At 64.4% G+C, this 23416-nt stretch carries 19 protein-coding genes, 2 tRNA genes, 1 rRNA gene, 1 pseudogene and 1 riboswitch; of the genes and pseudogenes, 12 read left to right on the top strand and 11 right to left on the bottom strand.

Translation table 11 applies throughout. The features are described from left to right. Nucleotides 1–18: 18 nt before the first annotated feature. Together AB7G19_RS38120 and AB7G19_RS38115 are read right to left on the bottom strand one after the other, a co-directional pair. On the bottom strand, nt 19–393 hold the full coding sequence (locus AB7G19_RS38120) for a response regulator (protein ID WP_028147294.1): 375 nt from the start codon (nt 391–393) through the stop codon (nt 19–21). Between the two features lie 59 nt (nt 394–452). Next, nucleotides 453–1331, bottom strand: coding sequence for an MJ0042-type zinc finger domain-containing protein (locus tag AB7G19_RS38115; RefSeq protein WP_085401938.1), 879 nt, complete (start codon nt 1329–1331; stop codon nt 453–455). A 181-nt stretch (nt 1332–1512) separates the two neighbouring features. Here AB7G19_RS38115 and ftsE point away from each other — a divergent pair, with 181 nt between their 5' ends. The 4 genes from ftsE (at nt 1513) to AB7G19_RS38095 (ending at nt 4695) form a co-directional block, all read left to right on the top strand. Continuing rightward, nucleotides 1513–2172: a cell division ATP-binding protein FtsE gene (ftsE, locus tag AB7G19_RS38110; RefSeq protein WP_014491659.1), complete on the top strand. Its 660-nt coding sequence runs from the start codon at nt 1513–1515 to the stop codon at nt 2170–2172. Continuing rightward, nucleotides 2165–3133 carry a cell division protein FtsX gene (locus tag AB7G19_RS38105; protein ID WP_063985782.1) on the top strand — a complete coding sequence of 323 codons (969 nt, stop codon included), beginning with the start codon at nt 2165–2167 and terminating at the stop codon, nt 3131–3133. The genes ftsE and AB7G19_RS38105 overlap by 8 nt, the downstream gene beginning before the upstream one ends. Nucleotides 3134–3205: 72 nt before the next feature. After that, the gene (locus AB7G19_RS38100; RefSeq protein ID WP_085401939.1) at nt 3206–3910 is read left to right on the top strand and encodes a YdcF family protein; all 705 of its coding nucleotides are present in this window, start codon (nt 3206–3208) and stop codon (nt 3908–3910) included. Between the two features lie 11 nt (nt 3911–3921). Beyond that, a complete protein-coding gene (locus AB7G19_RS38095) occupies nt 3922–4695 on the top strand; it encodes a lysophospholipid acyltransferase family protein (protein WP_085401940.1) in 774 nt (257 codons plus the stop codon). Here the strand turns inward: AB7G19_RS38095 and AB7G19_RS38090 are convergent. After that, complete coding sequence (locus tag AB7G19_RS38090; protein WP_028147288.1) at nt 4692–5303, bottom strand: gamma-glutamylcyclotransferase; 612 nt, start codon at nt 5301–5303, stop codon at nt 4692–4694. The genes AB7G19_RS38095 and AB7G19_RS38090 overlap by 4 nt on opposite strands. Nucleotides 5304–5413: 110 nt before the next feature. Here AB7G19_RS38090 and AB7G19_RS38085 point away from each other — a divergent pair, with 110 nt between their 5' ends. Continuing rightward, complete coding sequence (locus AB7G19_RS38085) at nt 5414–6598, top strand: DUF2125 domain-containing protein (RefSeq protein WP_441268779.1); 1185 nt, start codon at nt 5414–5416, stop codon at nt 6596–6598. Nucleotides 6599–6709: 111 nt separating this feature from the next. Here AB7G19_RS38085 and AB7G19_RS38080 read toward each other — a convergent pair whose 3' ends face one another. The 3 genes from AB7G19_RS38080 to AB7G19_RS38070 are packed head-to-tail and all read right to left on the bottom strand — an operon-like array spanning nt 6710 to nt 9624. Continuing rightward, nucleotides 6710–7648: a prephenate/arogenate dehydrogenase family protein gene (locus AB7G19_RS38080; protein ID WP_014491665.1), complete on the bottom strand. Its 939-nt coding sequence runs from the start codon at nt 7646–7648 to the stop codon at nt 6710–6712. Further along, nucleotides 7645–8739, bottom strand: coding sequence for a pyridoxal phosphate-dependent aminotransferase (locus tag AB7G19_RS38075; RefSeq protein ID WP_441268778.1), 1095 nt, complete (start codon nt 8737–8739; stop codon nt 7645–7647). The genes AB7G19_RS38080 and AB7G19_RS38075 overlap by 4 nt, the downstream gene beginning before the upstream one ends. Nucleotides 8740–8775: 36 nt before the next feature. Then, nucleotides 8776–9624 (bottom strand): chorismate mutase, encoded by an 849-nt coding sequence (locus AB7G19_RS38070; protein WP_085401942.1) that lies wholly within the window; start codon nt 9622–9624, stop codon nt 8776–8778. Nucleotides 9625–9828: 204 nt separating this feature from the next. After that, a riboswitch (SAM riboswitch) is annotated at nt 9829–9908 on the top strand. A gap of 91 nt (nt 9909–9999) precedes the next feature. Here AB7G19_RS38070 and metX point away from each other — a divergent pair. Together metX and metW are read left to right on the top strand one after the other, a co-directional pair. Beyond that, nucleotides 10000–11202: a homoserine O-acetyltransferase MetX gene (metX, locus tag AB7G19_RS38065; protein WP_085401943.1), complete on the top strand. Its 1203-nt coding sequence runs from the start codon at nt 10000–10002 to the stop codon at nt 11200–11202. A gap of 15 nt (nt 11203–11217) precedes the next feature. Further along, on the top strand, nt 11218–11880 hold the full coding sequence (metW, locus tag AB7G19_RS38060) for a methionine biosynthesis protein MetW (protein WP_014491669.1): 663 nt from the start codon (nt 11218–11220) through the stop codon (nt 11878–11880). A 59-nt stretch (nt 11881–11939) separates the two neighbouring features. On the opposite strand, the gene AB7G19_RS38055 is transcribed toward metW, so the two are convergent. Beyond that, entirely contained in the window at nt 11940–12803 is an 864-nt protein-coding gene (locus tag AB7G19_RS38055) for an alpha/beta fold hydrolase (RefSeq protein WP_085401944.1), read from the bottom strand. Nucleotides 12804–13018: 215 nt separating this feature from the next. On the opposite strand from AB7G19_RS38055, the gene AB7G19_RS38050 reads away from it, so the two are divergent. Beyond that, complete coding sequence (locus AB7G19_RS38050) at nt 13019–13705, top strand: NlpC/P60 family protein (protein WP_063985774.1); 687 nt, start codon at nt 13019–13021, stop codon at nt 13703–13705. A 125-nt stretch (nt 13706–13830) separates the two neighbouring features. Here AB7G19_RS38050 and AB7G19_RS38045 read toward each other — a convergent pair whose 3' ends face one another. Further along, nucleotides 13831–14619: an MOSC domain-containing protein gene (locus tag AB7G19_RS38045; protein WP_085401945.1), complete on the bottom strand. Its 789-nt coding sequence runs from the start codon at nt 14617–14619 to the stop codon at nt 13831–13833. A 241-nt stretch (nt 14620–14860) separates the two neighbouring features. Between AB7G19_RS38045 and clpB the strand changes: the two genes are divergently transcribed. Further along, nucleotides 14861–17500 carry an ATP-dependent chaperone ClpB gene (gene clpB / locus AB7G19_RS38040; RefSeq protein ID WP_085401946.1) on the top strand — a complete coding sequence of 880 codons (2640 nt, stop codon included), beginning with the start codon at nt 14861–14863 and terminating at the stop codon, nt 17498–17500. 79 nt (nt 17501–17579) lie between these two features. Here clpB and AB7G19_RS38035 read toward each other — a convergent pair whose 3' ends face one another. The 3 genes and pseudogenes from AB7G19_RS38035 to AB7G19_RS38025 all read right to left on the bottom strand — a co-directional run bounded on the left by AB7G19_RS38035 (nt 17580) and on the right by AB7G19_RS38025 (nt 20343). Next, complete coding sequence (locus AB7G19_RS38035) at nt 17580–17846, bottom strand: hypothetical protein (RefSeq protein WP_071909352.1); 267 nt, start codon at nt 17844–17846, stop codon at nt 17580–17582. 83 nt (nt 17847–17929) lie between these two features. Beyond that, a pseudogene (locus AB7G19_RS38030) lies at nt 17930–18184 on the bottom strand (hypothetical protein); the annotation flags it as partial. A 95-nt stretch (nt 18185–18279) separates the two neighbouring features. Continuing rightward, nucleotides 18280–20343 (bottom strand): M23 family metallopeptidase, encoded by a 2064-nt coding sequence (locus AB7G19_RS38025; protein ID WP_085401948.1) that lies wholly within the window; start codon nt 20341–20343, stop codon nt 18280–18282. 1134 nt (nt 20344–21477) lie between these two features. Here AB7G19_RS38025 and AB7G19_RS38020 point away from each other — a divergent pair. The 3 genes from AB7G19_RS38020 to AB7G19_RS38010 all read left to right on the top strand — a co-directional run bounded on the left by AB7G19_RS38020 (nt 21478) and on the right by AB7G19_RS38010 (nt 23340). Then, nucleotides 21478–22966: ribosomal RNA gene (locus AB7G19_RS38020) — 16S ribosomal RNA — on the top strand. A 188-nt stretch (nt 22967–23154) separates the two neighbouring features. Further along, a tRNA-Ile gene (locus AB7G19_RS38015) sits at nt 23155–23231 on the top strand. A 33-nt stretch (nt 23232–23264) separates the two neighbouring features. Then, nucleotides 23265–23340: transfer RNA gene (locus tag AB7G19_RS38010), tRNA-Ala, on the top strand. Nucleotides 23341–23416: the final 76 nt, after the last annotated feature.

Here is a 23416-nt window from a genome sequence, read left to right as displayed (position 1 = left end):
GCGGAATACGCCGTGCCGCTACGCCTTCTTCGCTGCCAGCGCGTCCGCGACCGCCGTACGGATGTCGGCCACCGAGAACGGCTTGGTCACGACGTCATGCACCAGCGCATTCAAATTCGAGGCGCGCTCGCGCTGGTCGGCAAAGCCGGTCATCAGCAAAATGGTCAGGTCGGGGAAATCGCGCGCGGCGGAGAGCGCCAGCGCGATGCCGTCCATCACCGGCATCTGGATGTCGGTGAGCAGGAGATCGAACGCGCCGTTCTCGCGGGTCAGGATTTCCAGCGCCTCGGCGCCGTCCTGCGCGGTGACGGTCTCGTGGCCGTCCATGGCGATAGCGCGCGCAACCAGCTGGCGCATCGAGTCCTCGTCGTCGGCGATCAGGATTTTCGGCATGAGACCAACCTTGAGACCAATCTTGGGACCAGCCTCCCGTGCGGGATATGCAAAATCGATTATACGCTGCCGCCGGCAATGTCGCGCCGGTTGAAGAAGCGAACGTCGATATTGCGACCCTCCGGCGGCGGCGAGGCCAGGCGCGAGCGGAAGAAGGCGCGCTCACCCGGCTGCAGCACGGTCTGCTCCAGCACGGTGTTCCAGGCGTAGATTTCCGCTCCCTGCGCGTCGCGCACCGCAAAGCGCAGCCGCGGGATATCGAGCGGCTTCTTGCTTTGACCCACGATCACGCCCTCGATCACCAGCACCTGCTTACCGTCCACGGTCTCGCTGGAGAGCTTGACGTCCTTGAACGCCAGCCCGCGCAAATTAACTTCGAGTCCGACCATCTTGTAGAACGCCGCCGTCTGCGGCAGCAGTCGGACCATGTCGCCGCGCCAGATGACCAGCGCCAGCACCAGCGCGCCCATGGCGGCGCAGGCGGTCGGCAGACCGAAATGGGATTTTCGCGGAGCCTCGGTGGGGGCCTGACGCCTCACCCGCGCCCCGCGGCGGCTGAACAGGCTGCGGAACCAAGACTGGTGCTGCGCGCCGACGACGTCATCCTCGGCGGCGCGGGCCGCCGCTGACCATTCGTCCTCGGTCGCCTGGGCGTCCTCGGCCGGCCAGTCGCTGGCGATCGAGGGGCTGTCGACGACAGGCGTGTCAGCGGCGCCGTCGTCCCTGGCGTAGGAGTTCCACTGATCGGCGAGGTCGGACTGGTCGTCGGCCTGGCTGGCGGCCGCCATGGCCGGGACGGACGCCTCCTCGATGGCATCCTCGGCATAGGCGACCCAGGTCTCCTTGCAGCGGGAGCAGCGGACCGTTCGTCCGTTCGCCCCCAGGCTCGCGGGCTTGATGGCGTAGGATGTCGTACAATGGGGGCAGACGATATGCATGGACACGAGCCTTGATGCACGGACTGGTCTTGACGATGCTTCGGTCGCGGAGAACCGGGCATCCCAGATGCTACAGAGCGACCGTTAACGAACCGGAAACCATAACGGTCGCAAAACCCGTTGATCGCGTGTGGCGGAGCGCAGCAGCGCGGCCCGCGCCCCCTCTCGAACGGAGCTGAGCTTGGTTCGGTTCGAAAATGTCGGATTGCGTTACGGACTGGGGCCGGAGATTCTGCGCGACCTCAGTTTCGAGATTCCGGCGCATTCCTTCCAGTTTCTCACCGGCCCGTCCGGCGCCGGCAAGACCTCGCTGCTGCGTTTGCTGTTCCTGTCGCACCGGCCGACGCGCGGCCTCGTCAACCTGTTCGGCCACGACATCTCGCAGCTCGGCAAGGACGAGATCGCGGATTTGCGCAAGCGCATCGGAATCGTGCTCCAGGACTTCCGCCTGCTCGACCACATGACGACCTATGAGAACGTCGCCTTGCCGTTCCGCGTCATGGGCCGCAGCGAGTCGAGCTATCGCAAGGAGGTGATCGACCTGTTGCGCTGGGTCGGCCTCGGTGACCGCATGGACGCGCTGCCGCCGATCCTGTCCGGCGGCGAGAAGCAGCGCGCGGCGATCGCGCGCGCCGTGATCTCGCGGCCGCAACTCCTGCTCGCCGACGAGCCGACCGGCAGCGTCGATCCGACGCTCGGCCGCCGGCTGCTGAGGCTGTTCATCGAGCTCAACAAATCAGGCACCGCCGTCATCATCGCCACCCACGACATCGGCCTGATGGACCAGTACGAGGCGCGACGCTTCGTGCTGCACCAGGGGCGGCTGCACGTCTATGAGTAGGCCCGACGACCGCGGCGTGCTGGTAGATCTCGGACAGGAGCGTCCGCAGCTTCCGCCCAAGGCGCGCAACATGTCGCCGATCGTGCCGCGCGCCTCGATCCACGGCCGCGCGCTGGTTGCCGTCGTCGCCATCATGACCTTCCTCGCCTCGATGACCACGGGCACGGTGCTGCTCGTCAGTGCCTCCGCCGCGGAATGGCAGTCGGACGTTGCAAGCGAAATCACCATCCAGGTCCGCCCGCAGACCGGCCGCGATCTCGATCGCGACACGGCGGCAGTGACGGAGGCCATCCGCGCGCAGGCCGGCATCATCGAGGTCAAGCCGTTCACCAAGGACGAGAGCGGCAAGCTGCTCGAGCCCTGGCTCGGCACCGGCCTGTCGATGGACGATTTGCCGGTGCCGCGGATGATCATCGCGCGCGTGCAGCCCGGCACGCCGCTCGATCTCGGCGCCTTGCGCGCGCGCGTGACCCAGGCCGCCCCAAGCGCCAGCGTCGACGATCACCGCGCCTGGATCGAGCGGATGCGCTCGATGACCAACGCCACCGTGCTCGCCGGCATCGGTATCCTCGCCCTCGTCATCATCGCGACCATCATCTCGGTCTCGTTCGCGACCCGCGGCGCCATGGCGGCGAACCAACCGATCGTCGAGGTCCTGCATTTCGTCGGTGCCGGCGACCGTTACATCGCCAACCGCTTCCTGCGTCACTTCCTCAGGCTGGGCCTGGAGGGTGGCGTGATCGGCGGCGGCGCCGCCATGCTGGTGTTCGGCTTCTCCGAGTCGATCGCCGGCTGGTTTTCCGGGACCCCCGTCGGCGACCAGTTCGCAGCTCTGCTCGGCACCTTTTCGCTGCGGCCGTCGGGCTACATCGTGCTCGCGGTGCAGGCGGTGCTGATCGGCGCCATCACCGCGGTTGCTTCGCGCCAGACGCTGTTCGCGACGCTGAATGATGTCGATTGAGCCCGATAAACCGGACTCCACTTCGCCTCAAAACGTCCTAAAATCATCCGGGGAAGGGATCACCGACATCATATGACCTTGCCGACCGACGATCGATCGCCGAAATTGCCGCGCGGCTGGCTGCGCGCGGCATTGGTATCGACGATCGCGTTCGTCTTCGTCGGCGCGGCGGCGGGCTTCATCGCCTTCCTGGCGCAATTGCGCGGCGCCGAGATCGCGCCGGACCGCAAGGCGGACGGCATCGTGGTCCTGACCGGCGGCTCCTCGCGGGTGTCGGATGCGATGGAGCTCCTGGCGGCCGGCTACGGCAAGCGGCTCCTGATCTCCGGCGTGCACCCGACCTCGACGGCGAGCGACATTTCCCGGACGCTGCCGGAGAACCAGTCCTTCATGCATTGCTGTGTCGATCTCGACCGCACTGCGGTCTCGACCCGCGGCAACGCGGCGGAAGCGCGGCGCTGGGCCGAGGGGCGCGGCTTCAGATCGCTGATCGTCGTCACCTCGAACTATCACATGCCGCGCGCGCTGGTGGAGTTCTCGCATGCGATGCCCGAGACCACGCTGATCCCGTTCGCGGTGGTCGGCGAAAAATGGCGTGAGGAGCCGTGGTGGACCTCGGCCTCCACCTTGCGGCTGCTCTTGTCCGAATACGTCAAGTACATCGCCGCCGAGCTGAGGGTGCGGCTGGAGGATTTCGGGATTGACCTTTCCCCCGAGATGTCGGAGCAGCCTGCTGGCGTGGCGCCGAAGCGGCCCGCCACGGCACAGGCCAATTGATCGGACCATCGATGTTTTTGATTTTCCTGCGCTCGCTCCTGTTCAACGTGCTGTTCTACGCCGTGCTCGTATGCCTCGCGATCGTGGCGCTGCCGACCTTCGCATTGCCGCCGCGCGCCATGCTGACGATCGCGCAATGGTGGGCGAAGGCGACGCTGTTCCTGATGCGCGTGATCTGCAACATCAAGGTCGAATTCCGTGGGCTGGAGAAGATTCCGGCAGGGCCACTGGTGATCGCGGCGAAGCATCAGTCGTTCTGGGAGACGTTCGTGCTGCCGGGCTTCTTCAACCGTCCGATCTTCATCCTCAAGCGTCAGCTCATGCAGATCCCGGTCTTCGGCCAGTTCCTGGTCAAGACCGGAATGATCGCGATCGACCGCAAGGCCGGCGTGAAGGCGCTGCTGGACATGACGCGGCGGGCGCGCGACGCGGTGCGCGCAGGCGGGCAGCTCGTGATCTTTCCGGAAGGCACACGCCGGGCGCCCGGCGCCGCGCCCGATTACAAGACCGGCTTTGCGCAGATCTATTCGTCCTGCGGCGTGCGGTGCCTGCCGATCGCGCTCAATTCCGGCCTGTTCTGGCCGCGCCGCACCTTCATGCGCTATCCCGGCACGCTGGTGGTCGAGTTCCTCGATCCGCTGCCATCAGGCCTTCCGAAAGACGAGTTTCTCTCGCGCGTGCAAACCGCCATCGAAGACGCGACCGGCCGCCTCGTCGAAGCGGGCCGGAAAGAGCAGGAGCAGTTGATCGGCTCGTCGCCGAGCTACGCGCCGTCGCAGAGCTAGCGGTTCTCTCGATCTTCTGCGGGAGCCGGCGCGTGCAGCGAATGCGCATCACCGTGCAGCATGGTCGCGAGCTGATGCAATTGCGTGTCGCGAAAACCTTCGGCCTCGATCGCCTTCACCGTTGCCGTCACGTAGTCGCGGTTGGCGCCGGACTGGCCATGACCCTGGACGACATGGCGATGCTGGTCGGCGAGCGACAGCCGGCCGGCATACTGGACGTGGCCGCGATCGACGACATAGGCGAGCGCGGAGACGCGCTGTCGCGCATCGTTCTCAAGCCACACCGAGCGCATCACCTCGCGATAGACGGAGGTGACCTGCTCGCGCGCCCGCAGATAGGCGACGACGTCGGCGCGGTCCTTCTCGGCGACGCGAAAAGCAATGCCGCGGCAGGCGCCGCCGCGGTCGAGCCCGAGCACCAGGCCCGGCTGCTCCGGCGTGCCGCGATGCACGAAGGAATAGACGCACAGCGCGCGGTGCTCGCCGACCAGCCGCGCCGGGACGCGTTCCCTGAATTCGAAGCCCGGCCGCCACATGAGCGAGCCATAGCCGAACACCCAGAGGTCGCCCTTGGCTGTGGTGACGGAGGGGAGGGTGATTTCCGACATTTCGGGCACGGCTACCAGAACGACGCCCCCAAGCGAAGCGAATTCTCGGCCTTTCGGCGCGGCCGAACCCCGCTTACATTTGACAAAATCTGGGGTCAAAGGGTCGCCGCATGTCAGATATGACCGTTGCCACAGGCCGCCGCCCCCGTTGGGGCCTTTTCATCGCCCCCATTATCCTCCTGATCCTCGCCGTCGCGTGGAGCTGTTTCTGGTTCTATGCGGCCTCGCAGGCCGAAATCGCCGCAGACGCCTGGCGGGCGCAGGAGGCCAAGTCCGGCCGCATCTATGATTGCGCCAAGCGCTCGATCGCCGGCTTCCCGTTCCGCTTCGAGGTCCAGTGCTCCGGCGCCAGCGTCGCCCTGGTGTCGCAGAACGCCAGCAAGACGCCGTTCACGGCGAAGCTCGACAACATCCTGGTCGTCGCCCAGGTCTACGATCCCAAGCGCGTCATCGCCGAATTCTCCGCGCCGGCGACGCTCACCGACGGCGTCACGCAAAACACCTTCGTGGTGAATTGGAGCAAGGGCCGCAGCAGCGTGTTCGGCCTGCCGGCGGTGCCGGATCGCGCCTCCATCGTGTTCGACGATCCCGTCATCAATCGTCTCGACGGCAGCGTGCAGGTGCCGCTCGCGAGCGCCAAGCAGGTCGAGCTGCACGGTCGCCTCGCAGACGGGTCGCGGTCGGATCATCCTGTGATCGAGACCGTGCTGCACGTCGCGCAGGGCAGCATCCAGGGCGTTCATCCCTTGCTCGCCGAGCCGTTCGAGGCGGATACGCGTGCGAAGATCACGGGCCTCTCCGACCTCACCCCAAAGCCGTGGCCGCAACGCTTCCGCGAGATCCAGGCCGCCGGCGGTCACATCGAGATCGTGCAGTCGCGCGTCCAGCAGGGCGAGATGATCGCGGTTGCGGCCGGCACGCTCGGCCTCTCGGCCAATGGCCGACTCGACGGCGAATTGCAGATGACCGTGACCGGCCTCGAGCGCGTGATCCCGGCGCTCGGCATCGAGAAGATGCTGGAGGAGGGGGTGCCGCAGGCAACCCTCGACCGCGTTGCGCCGGGCGTGAAGTCGCAGGACCTCAACAATCTGTTCGGCGCCCTCGACCGCGCCGTTCCCGGCCTCGGCAAGGTCATCAAGCAGAACGCCAATGCCGGCGTTGCGGCCGGCATCAATTCGATCGGCACCGAGAGCACGCTTGAAGGCAAGAAGGCGAGGAGCTTCCCGCTGAAGTTCGTCGACGGTGCCGTGCTGCTCGGCCCGGTCAAGGTCGGGCAGATCCCGCCGCTGTATTGATCCCCGTCATTGCGAGCGAAGCGAAGCAATCCAGACTTTCTCTTCCTCTTCGGAAACAGTCTGGATTGCTTCGTCGCTACGCTCCTCGCAATGACGAAGGCGAGAGGGGTGCTACGGCTTCTTGCCGAGCTGCGCATGCGGCCGGCCGAAATCCGGCGCTGCCGAATCCTGGCCGATCTCGACGATGCCGCGGCGGATGGCGCGCGTGCGCGTGAAGTGGTCGAACAGCGCCTCGCCGTCGCCGCGCCGGATCGCGCGGGTGAGCTTGGCGAGATCCTCGGTGAAGGTGCCGAGCATCTCCAGCACGGCTTCCTTGTTGGCGAGGAAGACGTCGCGCCACATCGTCGGGTCGGACGCTGCGATGCGGGTGAAGTCGCGGAAGCCGCCGGCCGAGAACTTGATGACCTCGGACTCCGTCACCTGCGCCAGCTCGTCGGCGGTGCCGACGATGGTGTAGGCGATCAGATGCGGCAGGTGGCTGGTGATCGCGAGCACGAGATCATGATGATCCGGCGTCATGATCTCGACCTTGGCGCCCATCGCCGCCCAGAACGCGCGCAGACGATCGGTGGCCGCCGCATCGACGCCTTCCGGCGGCGTCAGGATGCACCAGCGGTTGATGAAGAGCTCGGCGAAACCGGAATCGGGACCCGAATGCTCGGTGCCGGCGACGGGATGCGCGGGCACGAAATGAATGGTCTTCGGCAGATGCGGCGCCATGTCCCTGACGATCGCGCCCTTGACCGAGCCGACGTCGGAGACGATCGCGCCCGGCTTGAGATGCGCAGCGATCTCCTGCGCCACCGGCCCGCAGGCGCCGACGGGAATGCAGAGGATGACGAGATCGGCATCCTTCACCGCTTCCGCATTGGTCGCCACGACCTGGTCGACGATGCCGAGCTCCAGCACCCGCGCGCGCGTCTTCTCCGAGCGCGCGGTGGTGACGATCTCGGAGGCCAAGCCCTGGAGCTTCGCAGCGCGCGCGATCGAGCCGCCGATCAGGCCGAAGCCGATCAGCGCAACGCGCTGGAAGTGCGGTGTGGTGCTCATTTGCCGGCCATGAAGTCGCGCAGGCCCTCGACGACGAGGCGGTTGGCCTCCTCGGTGCCGATGGTCATGCGCAGCGAATGCGGCAGGCGGTAGTTCTTCAGCGCGCGCAACACCAGCCCGCGCTTGGTAAGATACGCGTCGGCCTCGTCCGCGGTCTTGCCATTTTCCGGGAAGTGGATCAGCACGAAATTGGCGACGCCGGGCGTCACCTTCAGTCCGAGCTTGCCGATCTCCTCGGAGAGCCAGTTGCGCCAGGTCTCGGTGAACTGCTTCGACATCGCCTGGTGCGCAGTGTCCTCGATCGCTGCGACCGCGGCATACATCGCCGGTGTCGACACGTTGAAGGGACCGCGGATGCGGTTGACCGCGTCGATGATGTGCTCCGGACCGAACATCCAGCCGACGCGCAGCGCGGCGAGGCCGTGGATCTTGGAGAAGGTGTGCGTCACCACGGTGTTCTCGGTGGTGGCGACGAGCTCGATCCCCATCTCGTAGTCGTTGCGCGAGACGTAATCGGAATAGGCGGCATCGAGCACCAGCAGCACGTGCGACGGCAGGCCGGCGCGCAGCCGCTTGACCTCGTCGAACGGCACATAGGTGCCGGTCGGATTGTTGGGATTGGCGAGCCAGACCAGCTTTGTCTTCGGCGTCACCGCCTTGAGGATGGCGTCGACATTGCAGGTGAGGTTGGTCTCCTGCGCGACCACGTTCTTGGCGCCGACCGCCATGGTCGCGATCGGGTAGACCAGGAAGCCGTGCGTGGTCGAGATCGCCTCGTCGCCGTGGCTGAGATAGGTGTGGGCGAGCAGATTGAGGATCTCGTCCGAGCCGGCGCCGCAGATGATGCGGTTGGGGTCGAGCCCGAAAGAGCGCCCGATCGCTTCGCGCAGCACGCGCGAGGTTCCTTCCGGATAGTCTTCCAGATGCGCCGCCACGTTCCTGAACGCCTCGATCGCCTTGGGCGAGGGCCCGAACGGCGTCTCGTTGGCCGAGAGCTTGAACACCTTGCGGCCCGGCTCAGCCACCGGGCTCTTGCCGGGCGTGTAGGGCGCAATATCGAGAATGCGGGGATTCGGCACGGGGCGGGACATCTTCAACTCCGGAAGTAGCTTTAGGCGGTTCGCGATCTACGATTTCGACCCGGTCGAGGGCACCGTATAGCGCGTTGCGTGGCTGCCGACGAGGGCCGTGGAGCGCACCGAGGCCCCCGCTTCGATCAGGGCAGCCTTGATCTTGTCGATGCTGGTCGCGCTCGTGACCGAGACCAGCAGCGCTGCGCCGTCGAAGGCGGTATCGGGCACTGCCACGATCTCGGCGAGCGGCGACAGCGCCCGCGCGACCTCGGCGTTCCACCCGGACACGCGCACGCTGAAGGTCTCGACCTCCGTCACCACGGCGCTGTCGGCGACGCGGGAGATCGCGAACACCGGCAGCGCGGCCGGATGGTCGGCGCGCTCGACGAAGGGCATCCGCGCGATGATCTTCGGTGCGCCGTCCGCTTCCAGCTCCAGCCACCATGGCGTGCGGCTCGAGGTCGCCGAGACCAGCGCCAGATCGCCCTTGGACTTCGCCACCGCTTCGACCGCGGCCTGCGCGCTGAAATGCGCGACGTAAGGCACCGTGAAGCCGAAATGGAAGCGCACGGAATCGCGCATCGCCGGCTCGCTCACCGAGATGTCGGCATGCACGGAGAACGGCGCTTGGACGTAAGTGAACGTCGAGATGATGACGCGCCAGATGCTCTCGACCGTGTCGAGCGGCAGGATGCCGCGATGACGCTGGACGATGTCACGCATCATGGCGGCCTCGCGCGCCGGGCGGAACGCCGAGCCGACCTCCTGGGTCTGCTTTACCTGGATCAGGCGGTCGATGATGTCGCCGCGCTGCATCAGGAGACGATGCATGCCCTCGTCGATCGCGTCGATCTCCTTGCGCAATTCCTGGAGCGATGGTGGCGCGGGCGGACGGTGGGACATATCTGACTGGACTGTTGAGAGGCGTTCCAATGCGGATCGGCCAGGCAAGCTGGTAGGTTCGGATCCGCTGCGATCGATATCCTGATTAGGCAGTCGGGGCGGCGAAAGCAAAGAGAAATGACGTCCTTTTGGGCTGATGTGACAGAGACGAATTTGGCTAATCCGGACCGCGACTTGACGAAAACCGCCCAAGACAGTAGGTTTTGCCTGTTCCGTGGTCATTTGAGCCGGCCGGCTTGCAGCCACGTTAAAAAACTCGCTAAACAGGCCGGGGACCCTTTCGATCCCGGCCGAACCTATCGTTCAGGCCGGGTTTTTCATGGCCTGATGTCACTGCGATCGAACGTCTGATCGCAAACGAGGGCGATGTCAGAGATGGGTGGCGTCAAGTCTGTGCCGAGTCCCGCGATCAGTGCCGACGACCGGTCGCATGAGGCGGATCATCCGAATTCGCAGGTCGCGCAGTTCGGCGCCGAGCAGCCGCTGCGGCTCGATTGCGGCATCGATCTCACCCCGTTCCAGATCGCCTACCAGACCTATGGCGAGCTCAACGCTGATCGCTCCAACGCGGTGCTGATCTGCCATGCGCTGACCGGCGATCAGCATGTCGCCAACGTGCATCCCGTCACCGGCAAGTCGGGTTGGTGGGAGACGCTGGTCGGTCCCGGCCGACCTCTTGATCCTCAGCACTACTTCATCATTTGCGCCAACGTGATCGGCGGCTGCATGGGCTCGACCGGGCCGGCCTCGATCAATCCCGCGACCGGCAAGGTGTGGGGCCTGGATTTCCCCGTCATCACCATTCCCGACATGGTGCGCGCGCAGGCGATGCTGATCGACCGGCTCGGCATCGACACGTTGTTCGCGGTGGTCGGCGGCTCGATGGGCGGCATGCAGGTGCTGCAATGGACCGCGGCCTATCCCAAGCGCGTGTACTCCGCGCTGGCGATTGCCTGTTCGACACGGCACTCGGCGCAGAACATCGCCTTCCACGAGCTCGGCCGCCAGGCCGTGATGGCCGATCCCGACTGGCACAACGGCCGCTACACGGATCAGGGCATCCATCCGCATCGCGGACTTGCGGTGGCACGGATGGCCGCGCACATCACTTATCTCTCCGACGCCGCGCTGCATCGCAAGTTCGGCCGCCGCATGCAGGACCGCGAGCTGCCGACGTTCTCGTTCGACGCCGACTTCCAGGTCGAGAGCTATCTGCGCTACCAGGGCTCGTCCTTCGTCGAGCGGTTCGACGCCAACTCCTATCTCTATCTGACCCGTGCGATGGACTATTTCGACATCGCCGGCGACCATGGCGGCGTGCTGGCGAAGGCGTTCGCGGGCATCGAGACGCGCTTCTGCGTGGTCTCCTTCACCAGCGACTGGCTGTTCCCGACCGCGGAATCGCGCGCACTGGTGCATGCGCTGAACGCGTCGAGCGCGCGGGTGTCGTTCGCCGAGATCGAGACCGATCGCGGCCATGACGCCTTCCTGCTCGACGTGCCAGAATTCTTCGATATCGCCCGTGCTTTCCTGCAATCGGCAGGGAAGGCGCGCGGGCTCACCGGCAGGATTGACTGACAAGGACGGCTAGCGATGTCTGTGCAGGAAGTGCTGCCGCTGGGCGGCGTTGCGACGGAGCAGTCAGGCCAGTTTCGCGCCGATCATCTGCTGGTCGCCGAGATGGTCAAGCCCGGCTCGAAAGTGCTCGACGTCGGCTGCGGCGAGGGCGATTTGCTCCAGCTTCTGGAGACCCGCGGCATCGACGGGCGCGGCATCGAGCTGTCGCGCGAGGGCGTCAATCGCTGCGTCGCCAAGGGCCTCGCGGTGGTGCAGGGCGATGCCGACACCGATCTCGTCAATTATCCCGACGACGCCTTCGATTACGTCATCCTGTCGCAGACGCTGCAGGCGACGCGGCAGCCGCGGGTCGTGCTGGAGAATCTGCTGCGCATCGGCCGCCGCGCCATCGTGTCGTTCCCGAATTTCGGCTTCTGGAAGATGCGGCTCCAGCTCCTGGTCGGCGGCCACATGCCGCGCACCGAGAATCTGCCGGCGACCTGGTACGACACCGCCAACATCCATTTCTGCACCATCAAGGATTTCGTCGAGCTCTGCGACGCGATCGACGTCAAGATGGAGCGCGCCGAGGCGCTGGATCTCTACGGCCGTCCATTGCGGCTGCGGTTGCCGTGGTGGGTGTGGAACATGTTCGGCGAGCAGGGTGTGTTCTTGCTCACGCGCGGGCAGGGGAAGTAGCTGCCGTCATTCCGGGCCTGCGCCTGTCGGCGCATCCCGGAATGACAGCGGCTGGCAGTCTAATGCGCCGCCAGCGACCGCGGATCGCGCACCGGCCAGCGCCCGGCTTCCACCAGCGTCACGAACCGCTCCACGCTCTCGTTGAACAGCGCGGGCTCTTCGAGATTGAGCACGTGGCCGGATTTCGGAAACATCGCGAGGCCCGCCGCGGGCAGGTGCTTCTTCAGGAACAGGCTTGCTCCGACGCAGGGATCGTCTTCGTCGCCGCAGATGATCAGCGCCGGTGTCGCTACGCCTCTGATCGCGTCGGTCATCGCAAAGATCGATGGCCTGCCGCCCTGGAAGCCGCGCATCGTGTTCGCGGAGCCCTTGGCATCGTGGCGCGCCAGTGCGGCGTAGAAATCGGCATGGCCGCGCGGATCCTTGACCAGGAAGGGAATCCGGCTCGGCGCCTCGCGCGTGACCTTTGCGACCTCGGCGGAGCCGAGCGTCTCGAACTGCTCGGCGTTGGCGCGGCACTGCTTGCGCCAGTTGTCGAGATTCTCGATCTCCGATCCTGAGCCCACGCCGGCCAGCGTCATCGACAGCGCGCGCTGCGGCGCGTTCAACCCGATCTGGAGTGACGAATAGGCGCCCATCGACAGGCCGACGAGATGCGCGCGCTCGATCTTGAGATGATCGAGTACCGCGAGCGCGTCGGTGTAGAAATGCTTGTAGGTGTAGACCTCGCCATCAGGCACGTCCGACGGCGTGTAGCCGCGCGCGGAATAGGTGATGCAGCGATGGCTGCGCGAGAAGTAGCGCATCTGCGGCTCCCAATTGGTGTAGTCGGCCGCGAACTCATGCAGAAAAATAATCGGCGTTCCCTGACCCGCTTCTTCGAAATAGATGCGGACGTCGTCTCTGGTCGTGGCGTGGGGCATTAACTGTTTCCCTCTCTTCAAGCCGCCTTTGGAGAATTGCAGTTAACGTTGTTGTCCGCAATGCGGCAGCCTCAAGCCAGCACCGGCACAAAATCATCGCAGCTATTCGCGGGCGTGGCGTCTTTTTCTCGCCACATCCGGCGGCTTAACGGCCAGACGGATGCCGGCCATCGCACGGGCCGATTGGGGAAGTGGGGTGTCAAGAAGGATGAAGTATGTTGGAGTTGTTTGCGTCTCGCCTGTCGCGTTGTGTTGTCGCGCTGGCGATTTTCTTCGCGGCGGTTGCCGCGTTCGTTTCTCCGGCCTCAGCGCGGCCGCATCATCGTCATAGCGCAGAGCGGCACGCTTACGTGCATCACGCCAGACATCATCATTACCGTCATTATCGCCACCATGCCCGCAGCTCGCGCTTCGAGCGCGGCGCGGCGCAGTTGCAGGCGAGCGGCTTCGCCGACACCCAGGCGAGCTACAATCCGAACGCCAATGTCGGCGGCATGGCCAACAACGGAATGACCAATCCTGGAATGGCCAATAGCGGTGGCGGCTTCGGCGGCGGATCCGGCCTCGTGTCCGAGGCGCGTCGCTATATCGGCGGCAATCCGACCGGGCGCGGCAGCCTGTGGTGCGCGCGCTTCATGAACATGGTGCTGCAGCACACCGGCCATCAGGGCACCGGCTCCGACATGGCGAGCTCGTTCGCGCGCTACGGCACGCGTGTCTCCGGTCCGCAGGTCGGCGCCATCGCGGTCATGTCGCGCGGTCGCCGGGGCGGCCATGTCGGCATCATCACCGGCGTGGACGCGCAGGGCAATCCGATCATGATTTCCGGCAACAACGGCAATCGTGTTCGCGAGGCGCCGGTCTCGCGCGGCCGGATCTATGCGTATGTGATGCCGAACTGACGACGGAGCCGTAGGGTGGGCAAAGGCGCGCAAGCGTCGTGCCCACCGGCGGTGCAACGGAGTTAGATGGACCGGAGTGGTGGGCACGCTTTCGCTTTGCCCACACTACGGCAGCGGCGGACGGCTCACACCAGCTTCGGCGCTTCCACCGCGATCGCGTCACCGACGCCGATCTCGCCATCGGCGATGACCTCGGCATAGATGCCGCAATCCATGTGGCCGAGATTGCGCGACAGCGTCGGCGGTATCTCGAGATCGCGCTGCGCGGTCTTGGGATCGACGTTGACCGCCGGGCAGCGGACGATGCGCTTGACCACCTTGAGCCGGGCCTCGCCGATCGCCAGCGTCTCGCCGACGAGCTCGAGCTCGGACCAGGCCGGCCAGCCCTTCACGTAGAGATTGGCGCGGAAGCGCAGCGGATTGACTGCGGCGCCGCCGAGCATGGTCTCGATCGCCCGGACACTGCCGAGGTTGATGATCGACACGACCTTGCGGGCGACGTCGGAAAAGCTGTGGTCGCGGCCGGACAGAACTTTTGGCGGGCCCTTCAGCTCCGGCTGAAAATTCTCCGTGAAATAATCCTCGATGGCGGCGCGCCCGGCAGTGGTCTCGAGGTTCCCGCTGGCGACGATCTGGCCGTCCTTGCGGATGGTCAGGCGGTTGGTCGCGTCCTCGAACCGGCTGTCGAGGGACGCCAGCCGCTCATTGCGTGCCAACATCAGGAACTGGATTTTCGGCTTCCAGGCCGGCGCCTCCGGATCGAAGCCGCTCGGTCCGTTCTCGATGGCGTAGCGGCGGTCGGCGGGCAGGGTCTGGCCGGTCCGCAGGGGGACCCGGGGCAGGGATTCCGGCGTCAGGCCTTTGATCGGGTAACGGTAAAGGCCGGTGATTTCGGCGGTCTGGCTGGCTGTCATGTCGCTACTTAAGGGATTCGACCTGCTGGCGCCAAGCAGGCGGACCCGTGCACGAAATTGTGAACGCGCCTCTTCCGATCCGAGGCCAAGCTTCCCACATCTGGGTCAGGCCGGCGCCAGCGCCGGCTGATAACGACCGCTGCCGGTTGAGGAACGTCAACGCGTCCAGCGGAAACCCAATGAAGATGCCGTTTGGAGTGCCTTAGAGGGCTCCAGGGGCAGGCCGAGGGAAAGAAAAGACATGAACATCGACAAGTACACCGAACGCTCCAGGGGCTTCGTTCAGTCCGCGCAATCGCTTGCGGTACGCGAGGGGCATCAGCAGTTTTCGACCCTGCACGTCCTGAAGGTTCTGCTGGACGACAATGAGGGCCTCGCTGCCGGGCTGATCGACCGCGCCGGCGGCAATTCCCGCGCCATCCTGAAGGCGACCGAGGACGCCCTCAACAAGGTGCCGAAGGTCTCCGGCGGCGGCGCCGGCCAGATCTATCTGGCGCCCGAGCTCGCCCGCACTTTCGACGCCGCCGAAAAGGCCGGCGAGAAGGCCGGCGACAGCTTTGTCACCGTCGAGCGGCTGCTGCTCGGCCTTGCGCTGGAAAAGACCAGCGAGGCCGGCACGATCCTGGCCAAGGGCGGCGTCACCCCGCAAAATCTCAATGCTGCGATCGAGGCGCTGCGCAAGGGCCGCACGGCGGACTCCGCGACCGCCGAGAACGCCTATGACGCGCTGAAGAAATATGCCCGCGACCTGACCCAGGCTGCGCGCGACGGCAAGCTCGACCCGGTCATCGGCCGCGACGAGGAGATCCGCCGCACCATCCAGGTGCTGTCGCGCCGGACCAAGAACAATCCCGTGCTGATCGGTGAGCCCGGCGTCGGCAAGACCGCCATCGCCGAGGGCCTCGCGCTGCGCATCGTCAACGGCGACGTGCCCGAGACCCTCCAGGACAAGAAGCTGCTCTCGCTCGATCTCGGCGCGCTGATTGCGGGTGCGAAGTACCGCGGCGAGTTCGAGGAGCGGCTGAAGGCCGTGCTCCAGGAAGTCACCGCGAGCGAGGGCAATTTCATCCTGTTCATCGACGAGATGCATACGCTGATCGGCGCCGGCAAGGGTGACGGCGCGATGGACGCATCCAACCTGCTCAAGCCCGCGCTCGCGCGCGGCGAGCTGCACTGCATCGGCGCCACCACGCTCGACGAGTACCGCAAGCACGTCGAAAAGGATGCGGCGCTGGCGCGGCGCTTCCAGCCGATCTTCGTCAGCGAGCCCTCCGTCGAGGACACCATCTCGATCCTCCGCGGGTTGAAAGATAAGTACGAGCAGCACCATGGCGTGCGGATCACCGATTCCGCGCTCGTGGCGGCGACGACGCTGTCCAACCGCTACATCACCGACCGCTTCCTGCCGGACAAGGCGATCGACCTCATGGACGAGGCGGCCGCGCGGCTGAAGATGCAGGTCGATTCCAAGCCGGAAGAGCTGGATTCGCTCGACCGCGAGATCATCCGGCTCAAGATCGAGCAGGAAGCTCTCAAGAAGGAGAGCGATCTCGGCTCCAAGACCCGTCTCGAGGGGCTTCAGAAGGAGCTCATCGAACTCGAAGAGAAATCCGCGGCCCTGACGTCGCGCTGGAGCGCGGAGAAGAACAAGCTCTCCAACGCCCAGAAGCTGAAGTCAGAGCTGGACGCGCTGCGTGTCGATCTCGCCGACGCACAGCGACGCGGCGAATTCCAGAAGGCCGGCGAGCTGGCCTATGGCCGGATCCCGCAGCTCGAGAAGCAGCTCGCGGACATCGAGGCGCGTGAGGGCTCCGGCGATATGATGGAGGAGGCGGTCACCGCCAACCACATCGCGCAGGTGGTGTCGCGCTGGACCGGCGTGCCCGTCGACAAGATGCTGGAGGGCGAGAAGGAGAAGCTCCTGAAGATGGAGGAGCAGCTCGGCAAGCGCGTCGTCGGCCAGGCCGAGGCCGTGCGTGCGGTCGCGACCGCCGTGCGCCGCTCGCGTGCGGGCCTGCAGGACCCGAACCGGCCGACCGGCTCGTTCATGTTCCTGGGGCCGACCGGCGTCGGCAAGACCGAGCTGACCAAGGCGCTGGCGGAGTACCTGTTCAACGACGAGACCGCGATGGTCCGCCTCGACATGTCCGAGTACATGGAGAAGCACTCGGTCTCGCGGCTGATCGGTGCGCCTCCCGGCTATGTCGGCTATGACGAGGGCGGCGCGCTCACCGAAGCGGTGCGGCGCCGGCCCTATCAGGTGGTGCTGTTCGACGAGATCGAGAAGGCGCATCCTGACGTCTTCAACGTCCTGTTGCAGGTGCTCGACGACGGCCGCCTGACCGATGGCCAGGGTCGCACCGTCGATTTCCGCAACACGCTGATCATCATGACCTCGAACCTCGGTTCGGAGTATTTGGTGAATCAACCGGAGGGCGAAGACACCTCAGCGGTGCGTGAACAGGTGATGGGAATGGTGCGTGGGCATTTCCGGCCCGAGTTCCTGAACCGTGTCGACGAGATCATCCTGTTCCACCGCCTGCAGAGGAGCGAGATGGGCCGGATCGTCGAGATCCAGTTCGCCCGGCTGCAAAAGCTCCTGACCGATCGCAAGATCGTGCTGACGCTCGATGCCGCCGGCCGCGACTGGCTCGCTGCCAAAGGCTGGGATCCCGCCTACGGCGCAAGGCCGCTGAAGCGGGTGGTCCAGCGCTACGTGCAGGATCCGCTCGCCGAAATGATTCTGGCTGGCGATATCAGGGACGGCGACACGGTCGCGATCTCCGCCGCAGGCAACGTGCTGACCTTCAACGGCAACGCGCCGCAGACCGCGGAGATCGCCCAGTTCGAGGCGCCGGTGTCGAAGCGGAAATTGAACTGATCGTCGCGCTCACTGCAAAACGAAAAATCGCCCCGGAGAGGCCAACTCTCCGGGGCGAATTGCTTTGACGAGGTTCGCTCTAGTTGACCGCGGATGTTGAGCCGGGTTCGGCTGGACCTTGCTCGTCGCTGTCCTCATCGAGCTCCGACAGGATGTCGACAAGCTCGCGCACGCGTCCGTGCGCCAGCGGGCGCAAATCATTGATCATCGGCTCGTCATTGGCGAGCCAGGCCTGGGCTTCGGCGAGTTCCTCGACCGTCGCGCCGGTTCCGATGATCTGGGCGATGGTGACTTCGTCGGCTCGATCCACGGTCTTGACGACATCGTCGCGTGAGAGGCGCCGCATGGGGATCCTCCTGTTGGTCGGCTTCCGTCAGCATTTAACCGGGAAACGCGTGTGCCGGTTCCACCGGGCTGGTTTCCTCCGCGCTACTTCCTGGTGACCTTGTAGATCGCGTTCTCGATATCGGAGGAGAAGTAGATGACGCCGGAGGCGCCGATGGCGACGCCAGTCGGGATGTTGCTGGGCAGGCCCCCGGGTGCGCCCATCAGCCCGATCGGAAGATTGGCAGCGATCTCGGTGACCTTGCCGCTGTCCGGCGCGATCTCGATTAGTCGCCTGGCGCCCACTTCCGCCACGATCAGCCTGCCGTCGCTCCCGCGCGCGATGCCTTGATGCCGCTTTGGCAAACGAAACTTGACGTTGTAACGCCGTGAAACGACGTCGCATCCAGATCATGTTTTCCAGAGATGTCCGGTCGATTTCGGCCGGTTAGGGATCAGCGGTTGGTGACCTGCAACGGGCCGCCGGTTGCGTCCGAAATGCGGGCGATGGCGCCGTTGCGGCCGCTCATCATGGCGTCGAGCCGGTCGCGTTCCTTCTCGAAGCCCGCGAGCACCGTGCCTTCCAGCGAACGGCCGCGCGGCAGTTTCACGCGCAGCGGATCGACGAAGCGGCCGTTGACCAGGATTTCGTAGTGGACGTGAGGGCCGGTCGACTGGCCGGTCGAACCGACGAAGCCGATCACCTGACCCTGCCGCACCTTCTTGCCGATCTCCATGCCCTTGGCGAAGGCCGACATGTGGCCGTAGGCGGTCTCGTAGCCGTTGGAGTGCTTGATGCGGATATATTTGCCGTAGCCGCCTTCGGGGCCGACCTTCTCGAGCACGCCGTTGCCGGAAGCGAAGATCGGCGTGCCGTAGGAGGTGGCCCAGTCAACGCCGGTGTGCATCTTCACATAGCCCAGGATCGGATGGCGGCGGCCGCCGAAGCCGGAGCGCATGATCGCGTTGTTGACGGGCTTCCTGACCAGGAATTTTTTCGCGCTCTTGCCGGTCTCGTCATAGTAGTCGACGACGCCGTCGTCGGGGCTCTGGTAGCGGTAGTATTTCTTGGTCTCGCCGCCGACCGTGAGGGAGGCGAACAGCACGTCGTTCTTTTCGTTCGACGTCGTGCCCTCTTCTTCGCCGGCGTAGAACACGTCGAATGAATCGCCCGGCGCGACCTTGCGCTGGAAATCGACGTCGTAGGAGTAGATCTTGATCATGTCCTCGATGACCGGCATCGGGACTTTGTTGCGCATCGCGGTCTCGTAGATGCTCTGGTAGAGCCGCACGCCGGTGCCGTCATCGTCGTCATCGTCGTCGCTGTTGGCGCTGGCCGCGGCATCGGCGACGGTGTTCATGCTGGAGACGTCGACCGCGACGTATTTGCCGAGATCGGACAGCGCCGCGATCGCCTCGACCATGGTGTCGTTTGCAACCACGACGCGATAGGGTTGGAGGCGGGCGCCGGGGCTTGCGGGCGCCATCAGGATGCGGAGCTTTTCGCCTTCCTTCAGGCCGCCGTCGCGGCCGCGCGGACCGAGCGTCGCGGTGATCGCCTTGATCTCCTCGGCCGTCGCGCCGAGATCGCGCAGGACGGAGCCGACGCTGTCGCCCTTCTTGACCACGTGGACGCGTTCGCCGTTGGGATTGCCGCCGGTGATCTGCTCCTTGGTCTTCGGCAGCAGCGTGACGTTTTCCGGCACCACGCGCGTCTCGAAGCCGGCATAGGGATCGGACGCCGACGCTTCGGTGGCGTAGGCCATCTTCATGTCGGAGGGGCCGGTCGCGCCGGAGACGTCGGCGGTGGCATTGGCGAGCGAGGCGTAGCGCACCCCGCCATTGCCGCGCCAGTTGGCGGCGTCGCGCACCCGCATCAGGATGTCGTCGAGCGCCACCACGGCGGAAATCTTGGCCTTCGGCAGCACCGGCGACAGGTCCTTGGTGACGAAGGAGACTTCGGCATCGGGCTCGACGGCTTCGGGATTGTTCGGATCTTCCGCCGCGGTCTTCGGATCGGAGCCGACATCGGTGAGCAGGCGCTGGGCGTTGAACGGCGGGATTTTCGCCGACAGATCGCTCGTCGTCATCGACAGATTGCCGGCGATCCGGACGAACGGGCGCACTCGCATCACGTCGCGGTTGCCGACGCGGGCGACGGTGGAGACGCGCACGATGTTGCGCGAGGCCGTGGATTCGTTCGGCGGCGGCAGGCGGTCGCTCTTGTGCAGCGTGGCGGCGCGATCGGCCGCGCCGAATGCGCCGCGCAGCGCGCCTTCGACGCGCTCAGGCACCTTGGCGAAGGTCATCTCACCGTCGAGAGAAGCGAAAACGGCGCCGCCGATCAGGGCTGCGCCGCAGAGTCCGGTCAGAATTGTCCCGCTGAACCATTGCACGGAAACGCGGCGGCGATCGATGACGGCGGCCTCGGAACCATCGACGGACAGCGGCGGCTCGTGGCCGAGATCGATGATCCCGGTCTCACGCCCGTAAGCGCCGCGCGACGTCCTGTGGTTCAAACCAAGTCCCCCAATCAACGACCCAAGATGCCTGCTTTCGAACCCTTCCTGGCCGCCCTCTTGAAGGGGGATCGCCGGAAAAGGCAAGCCGCACAGGCGCCCGCGCTCAGAAGGCCCTCGATGGGGCCGGCCGAAATTACGAACAGCTGGACGGGTAAAGGTCTCTCGATGTCTCTCGAATGTCGAAGGAAGGCCGCGTCATCTGCAAGATGCCTTCCTCTGACCCCATGAAAATCGCCGGCAGCCCCCACTGGCATCCCGCGATTCAAGCTTGTCTGTACCAGAACGCCGCGGGATTGTGGCTCTAGTACGGCGCCTAATATGGAAAAAGTTTCCTGAACGGCCGGGCGCAAGAAGCCCGTCTGGCCGGGTCCGGGGGACTAGGTTTGGCCTGGGGTGGAGCTCGGTCCAGCCTTGGATGGGGCTCGTCTGCCATGGACGAGGGCTCGGTCCGGCCTGGATGGGCCTCCGCCTGTCCGGCCCCGGGGGCGTCTGGAAGGACGCAGGGGGAGGGTGCCTGGAGAGGCGTCCAAAGCCCCCTCCGGAGCCGGCCGGCGGGCAAACTTTTTTCGAGATTTTTTGCGGTGCAGCTTTGATCCGGCCATTGGCGGCCCTTCTAATTGACTGGAATCGCGGGATTTTTTTTCGATGATCCACCGTGCGACGATTTGTTGACAATGGGCGTTGACAATCCCGGGCGGGGGGGCCTATAACCCGACCACTGAGCGCGGCGCCGCCGGGTCACTGACCGAGGCGAGCGAACGCGCCACTGATGCTCCTCACCTTGTTGAGTGACACAACAGTCGACGTAAGTCGATTGGAGTTCATTCATCGTCGGTAAGGGTGTCGGAACCCTTCCACTCTGGAAGGTTGGGGCCTCGTGGTCCCGGGCTGTTTGACAAGTGAAGATGAAGAAAGAGAAACGTGGACGGCGGAGTCCTTGCGCCTCTCGGACACTGAAGAGCTTCGGCTTTTGAGTTCTGAGAGGGGACGAAAGACTTCGGCGGTACACGTTTTAAAGGAAACACCATCGCTGCCAGCGATGTGAATCGCGGGCAGCTCGGCGACTTCGGTTGTCGAAATAATGGTGGGACCTCGTCAAACGTTGTGATCAGCCGGTTCAAAGTTCAAGTCCAACTTGAGAGTTTGATCCTGGCTCAGAGCGAACGCTGGCGGCAGGCTTAACACATGCAAGTCGAGCGGGCGTAGCAATACGTCAGCGGCAGACGGGTGAGTAACGCGTGGGAACGTACCTTTTGGTTCGGAACAACACAGGGAAACTTGTGCTAATACCGGATAAGCCCTTACGGGGAAAGATTTATCGCCGAAAGATCGGCCCGCGTCTGATTAGCTAGTTGGTGAGGTAATGGCTCACCAAGGCGACGATCAGTAGCTGGTCTGAGAGGATGATCAGCCACATTGGGACTGAGACACGGCCCAAACTCCTACGGGAGGCAGCAGTGGGGAATATTGGACAATGGGGGCAACCCTGATCCAGCCATGCCGCGTGAGTGATGAAGGCCCTAGGGTTGTAAAGCTCTTTTGTGCGGGAAGATAATGACGGTACCGCAAGAATAAGCCCCGGCTAACTTCGTGCCAGCAGCCGCGGTAATACGAAGGGGGCTAGCGTTGCTCGGAATCACTGGGCGTAAAGGGTGCGTAGGCGGGTCTTTAAGTCAGGGGTGAAATCCTGGAGCTCAACTCCAGAACTGCCTTTGATACTGAAGATCTTGAGTTCGGGAGAGGTGAGTGGAACTGCGAGTGTAGAGGTGAAATTCGTAGATATTCGCAAGAACACCAGTGGCGAAGGCGGCTCACTGGCCCGATACTGACGCTGAGGCACGAAAGCGTGGGGAGCAAACAGGATTAGATACCCTGGTAGTCCACGCCGTAAACGATGAATGCCAGCCGTTAGTGGGTTTACTCACTAGTGGCGCAGCTAACGCTTTAAGCATTCCGCCTGGGGAGTACGGTCGCAAGATTAAAACTCAAAGGAATTGACGGGGGCCCGCACAAGCGGTGGAGCATGTGGTTTAATTCGACGCAACGCGCAGAACCTTACCAGCCCTTGACATGTCCAGGACCGGTCGCAGAGATGTGACCTTCTCTTCGGAGCCTGGAACACAGGTGCTGCATGGCTGTCGTCAGCTCGTGTCGTGAGATGTTGGGTTAAGTCCCGCAACGAGCGCAACCCCCGTCCTTAGTTGCTACCATTTAGTTGAGCACTCTAAGGAGACTGCCGGTGATAAGCCGCGAGGAAGGTGGGGATGACGTCAAGTCCTCATGGCCCTTACGGGCTGGGCTACACACGTGCTACAATGGCGGTGACAATGGGATGCTAAGGGGCGACCCTTCGCAAATCTCAAAAAGCCGTCTCAGTTCGGATTGGGCTCTGCAACTCGAGCCCATGAAGTTGGAATCGCTAGTAATCGTGGATCAGCACGCCACGGTGAATACGTTCCCGGGCCTTGTACACACCGCCCGTCACACCATGGGAGTTGGTTTTACCTGAAGACGGTGCGCTAACCAGCAATGGAGGCAGCCGGCCACGGTAGGGTCAGCGACTGGGGTGAAGTCGTAACAAGGTAGCCGTAGGGGAACCTGCGGCTGGATCACCTCCTTTCTAAGGATGGTTCTTCAGAAGCTTGCTTCTATCGAACCGTTTTAGAAACATCAGTGGCCAACGATCGTCAGGATTGTTGAGCTGCATTGGCGGGATTTCGCCGTCTTCGTTTCTCTTTCTTCGCGGACGAACACGCGCTGGGGCTGCAGGCTTGCAGAATCCCTGGTCCTTGACTGGATATGCGTTAGGGGCTTGTAGCTCAGTTGGTTAGAGCGCGCGCTTGATAAGCGTGAGGTCGGAAGTTCAAGTCTTCCCAGGCCCACCACACTCATCGAGTGAGCATTCGTCTTCTGGTTACGGGGCCATAGCTCAGCTGGGAGAGCGCGTGCTTTGCAAGCATGAGGTCGTCGGTTCGATCCCGTCTGGCTCCACCAGATGGTTTGATCATCGACTGATCGTGCATCTAAATCGTCCGCGAAACATCACTTCGCACTTACTAGTCCGGATGGA

The sequence above is a fragment of the Bradyrhizobium sp. 215_C5_N1_1 genome (assembly GCF_052075935.1).
Lineage (GTDB): Bacteria > Pseudomonadota > Alphaproteobacteria > Rhizobiales > Xanthobacteraceae > Bradyrhizobium > Bradyrhizobium barranii.
Note: the sequence above shows the minus strand (reverse complement) of the source record. Positions and strands in the feature narration are given on the sequence as shown.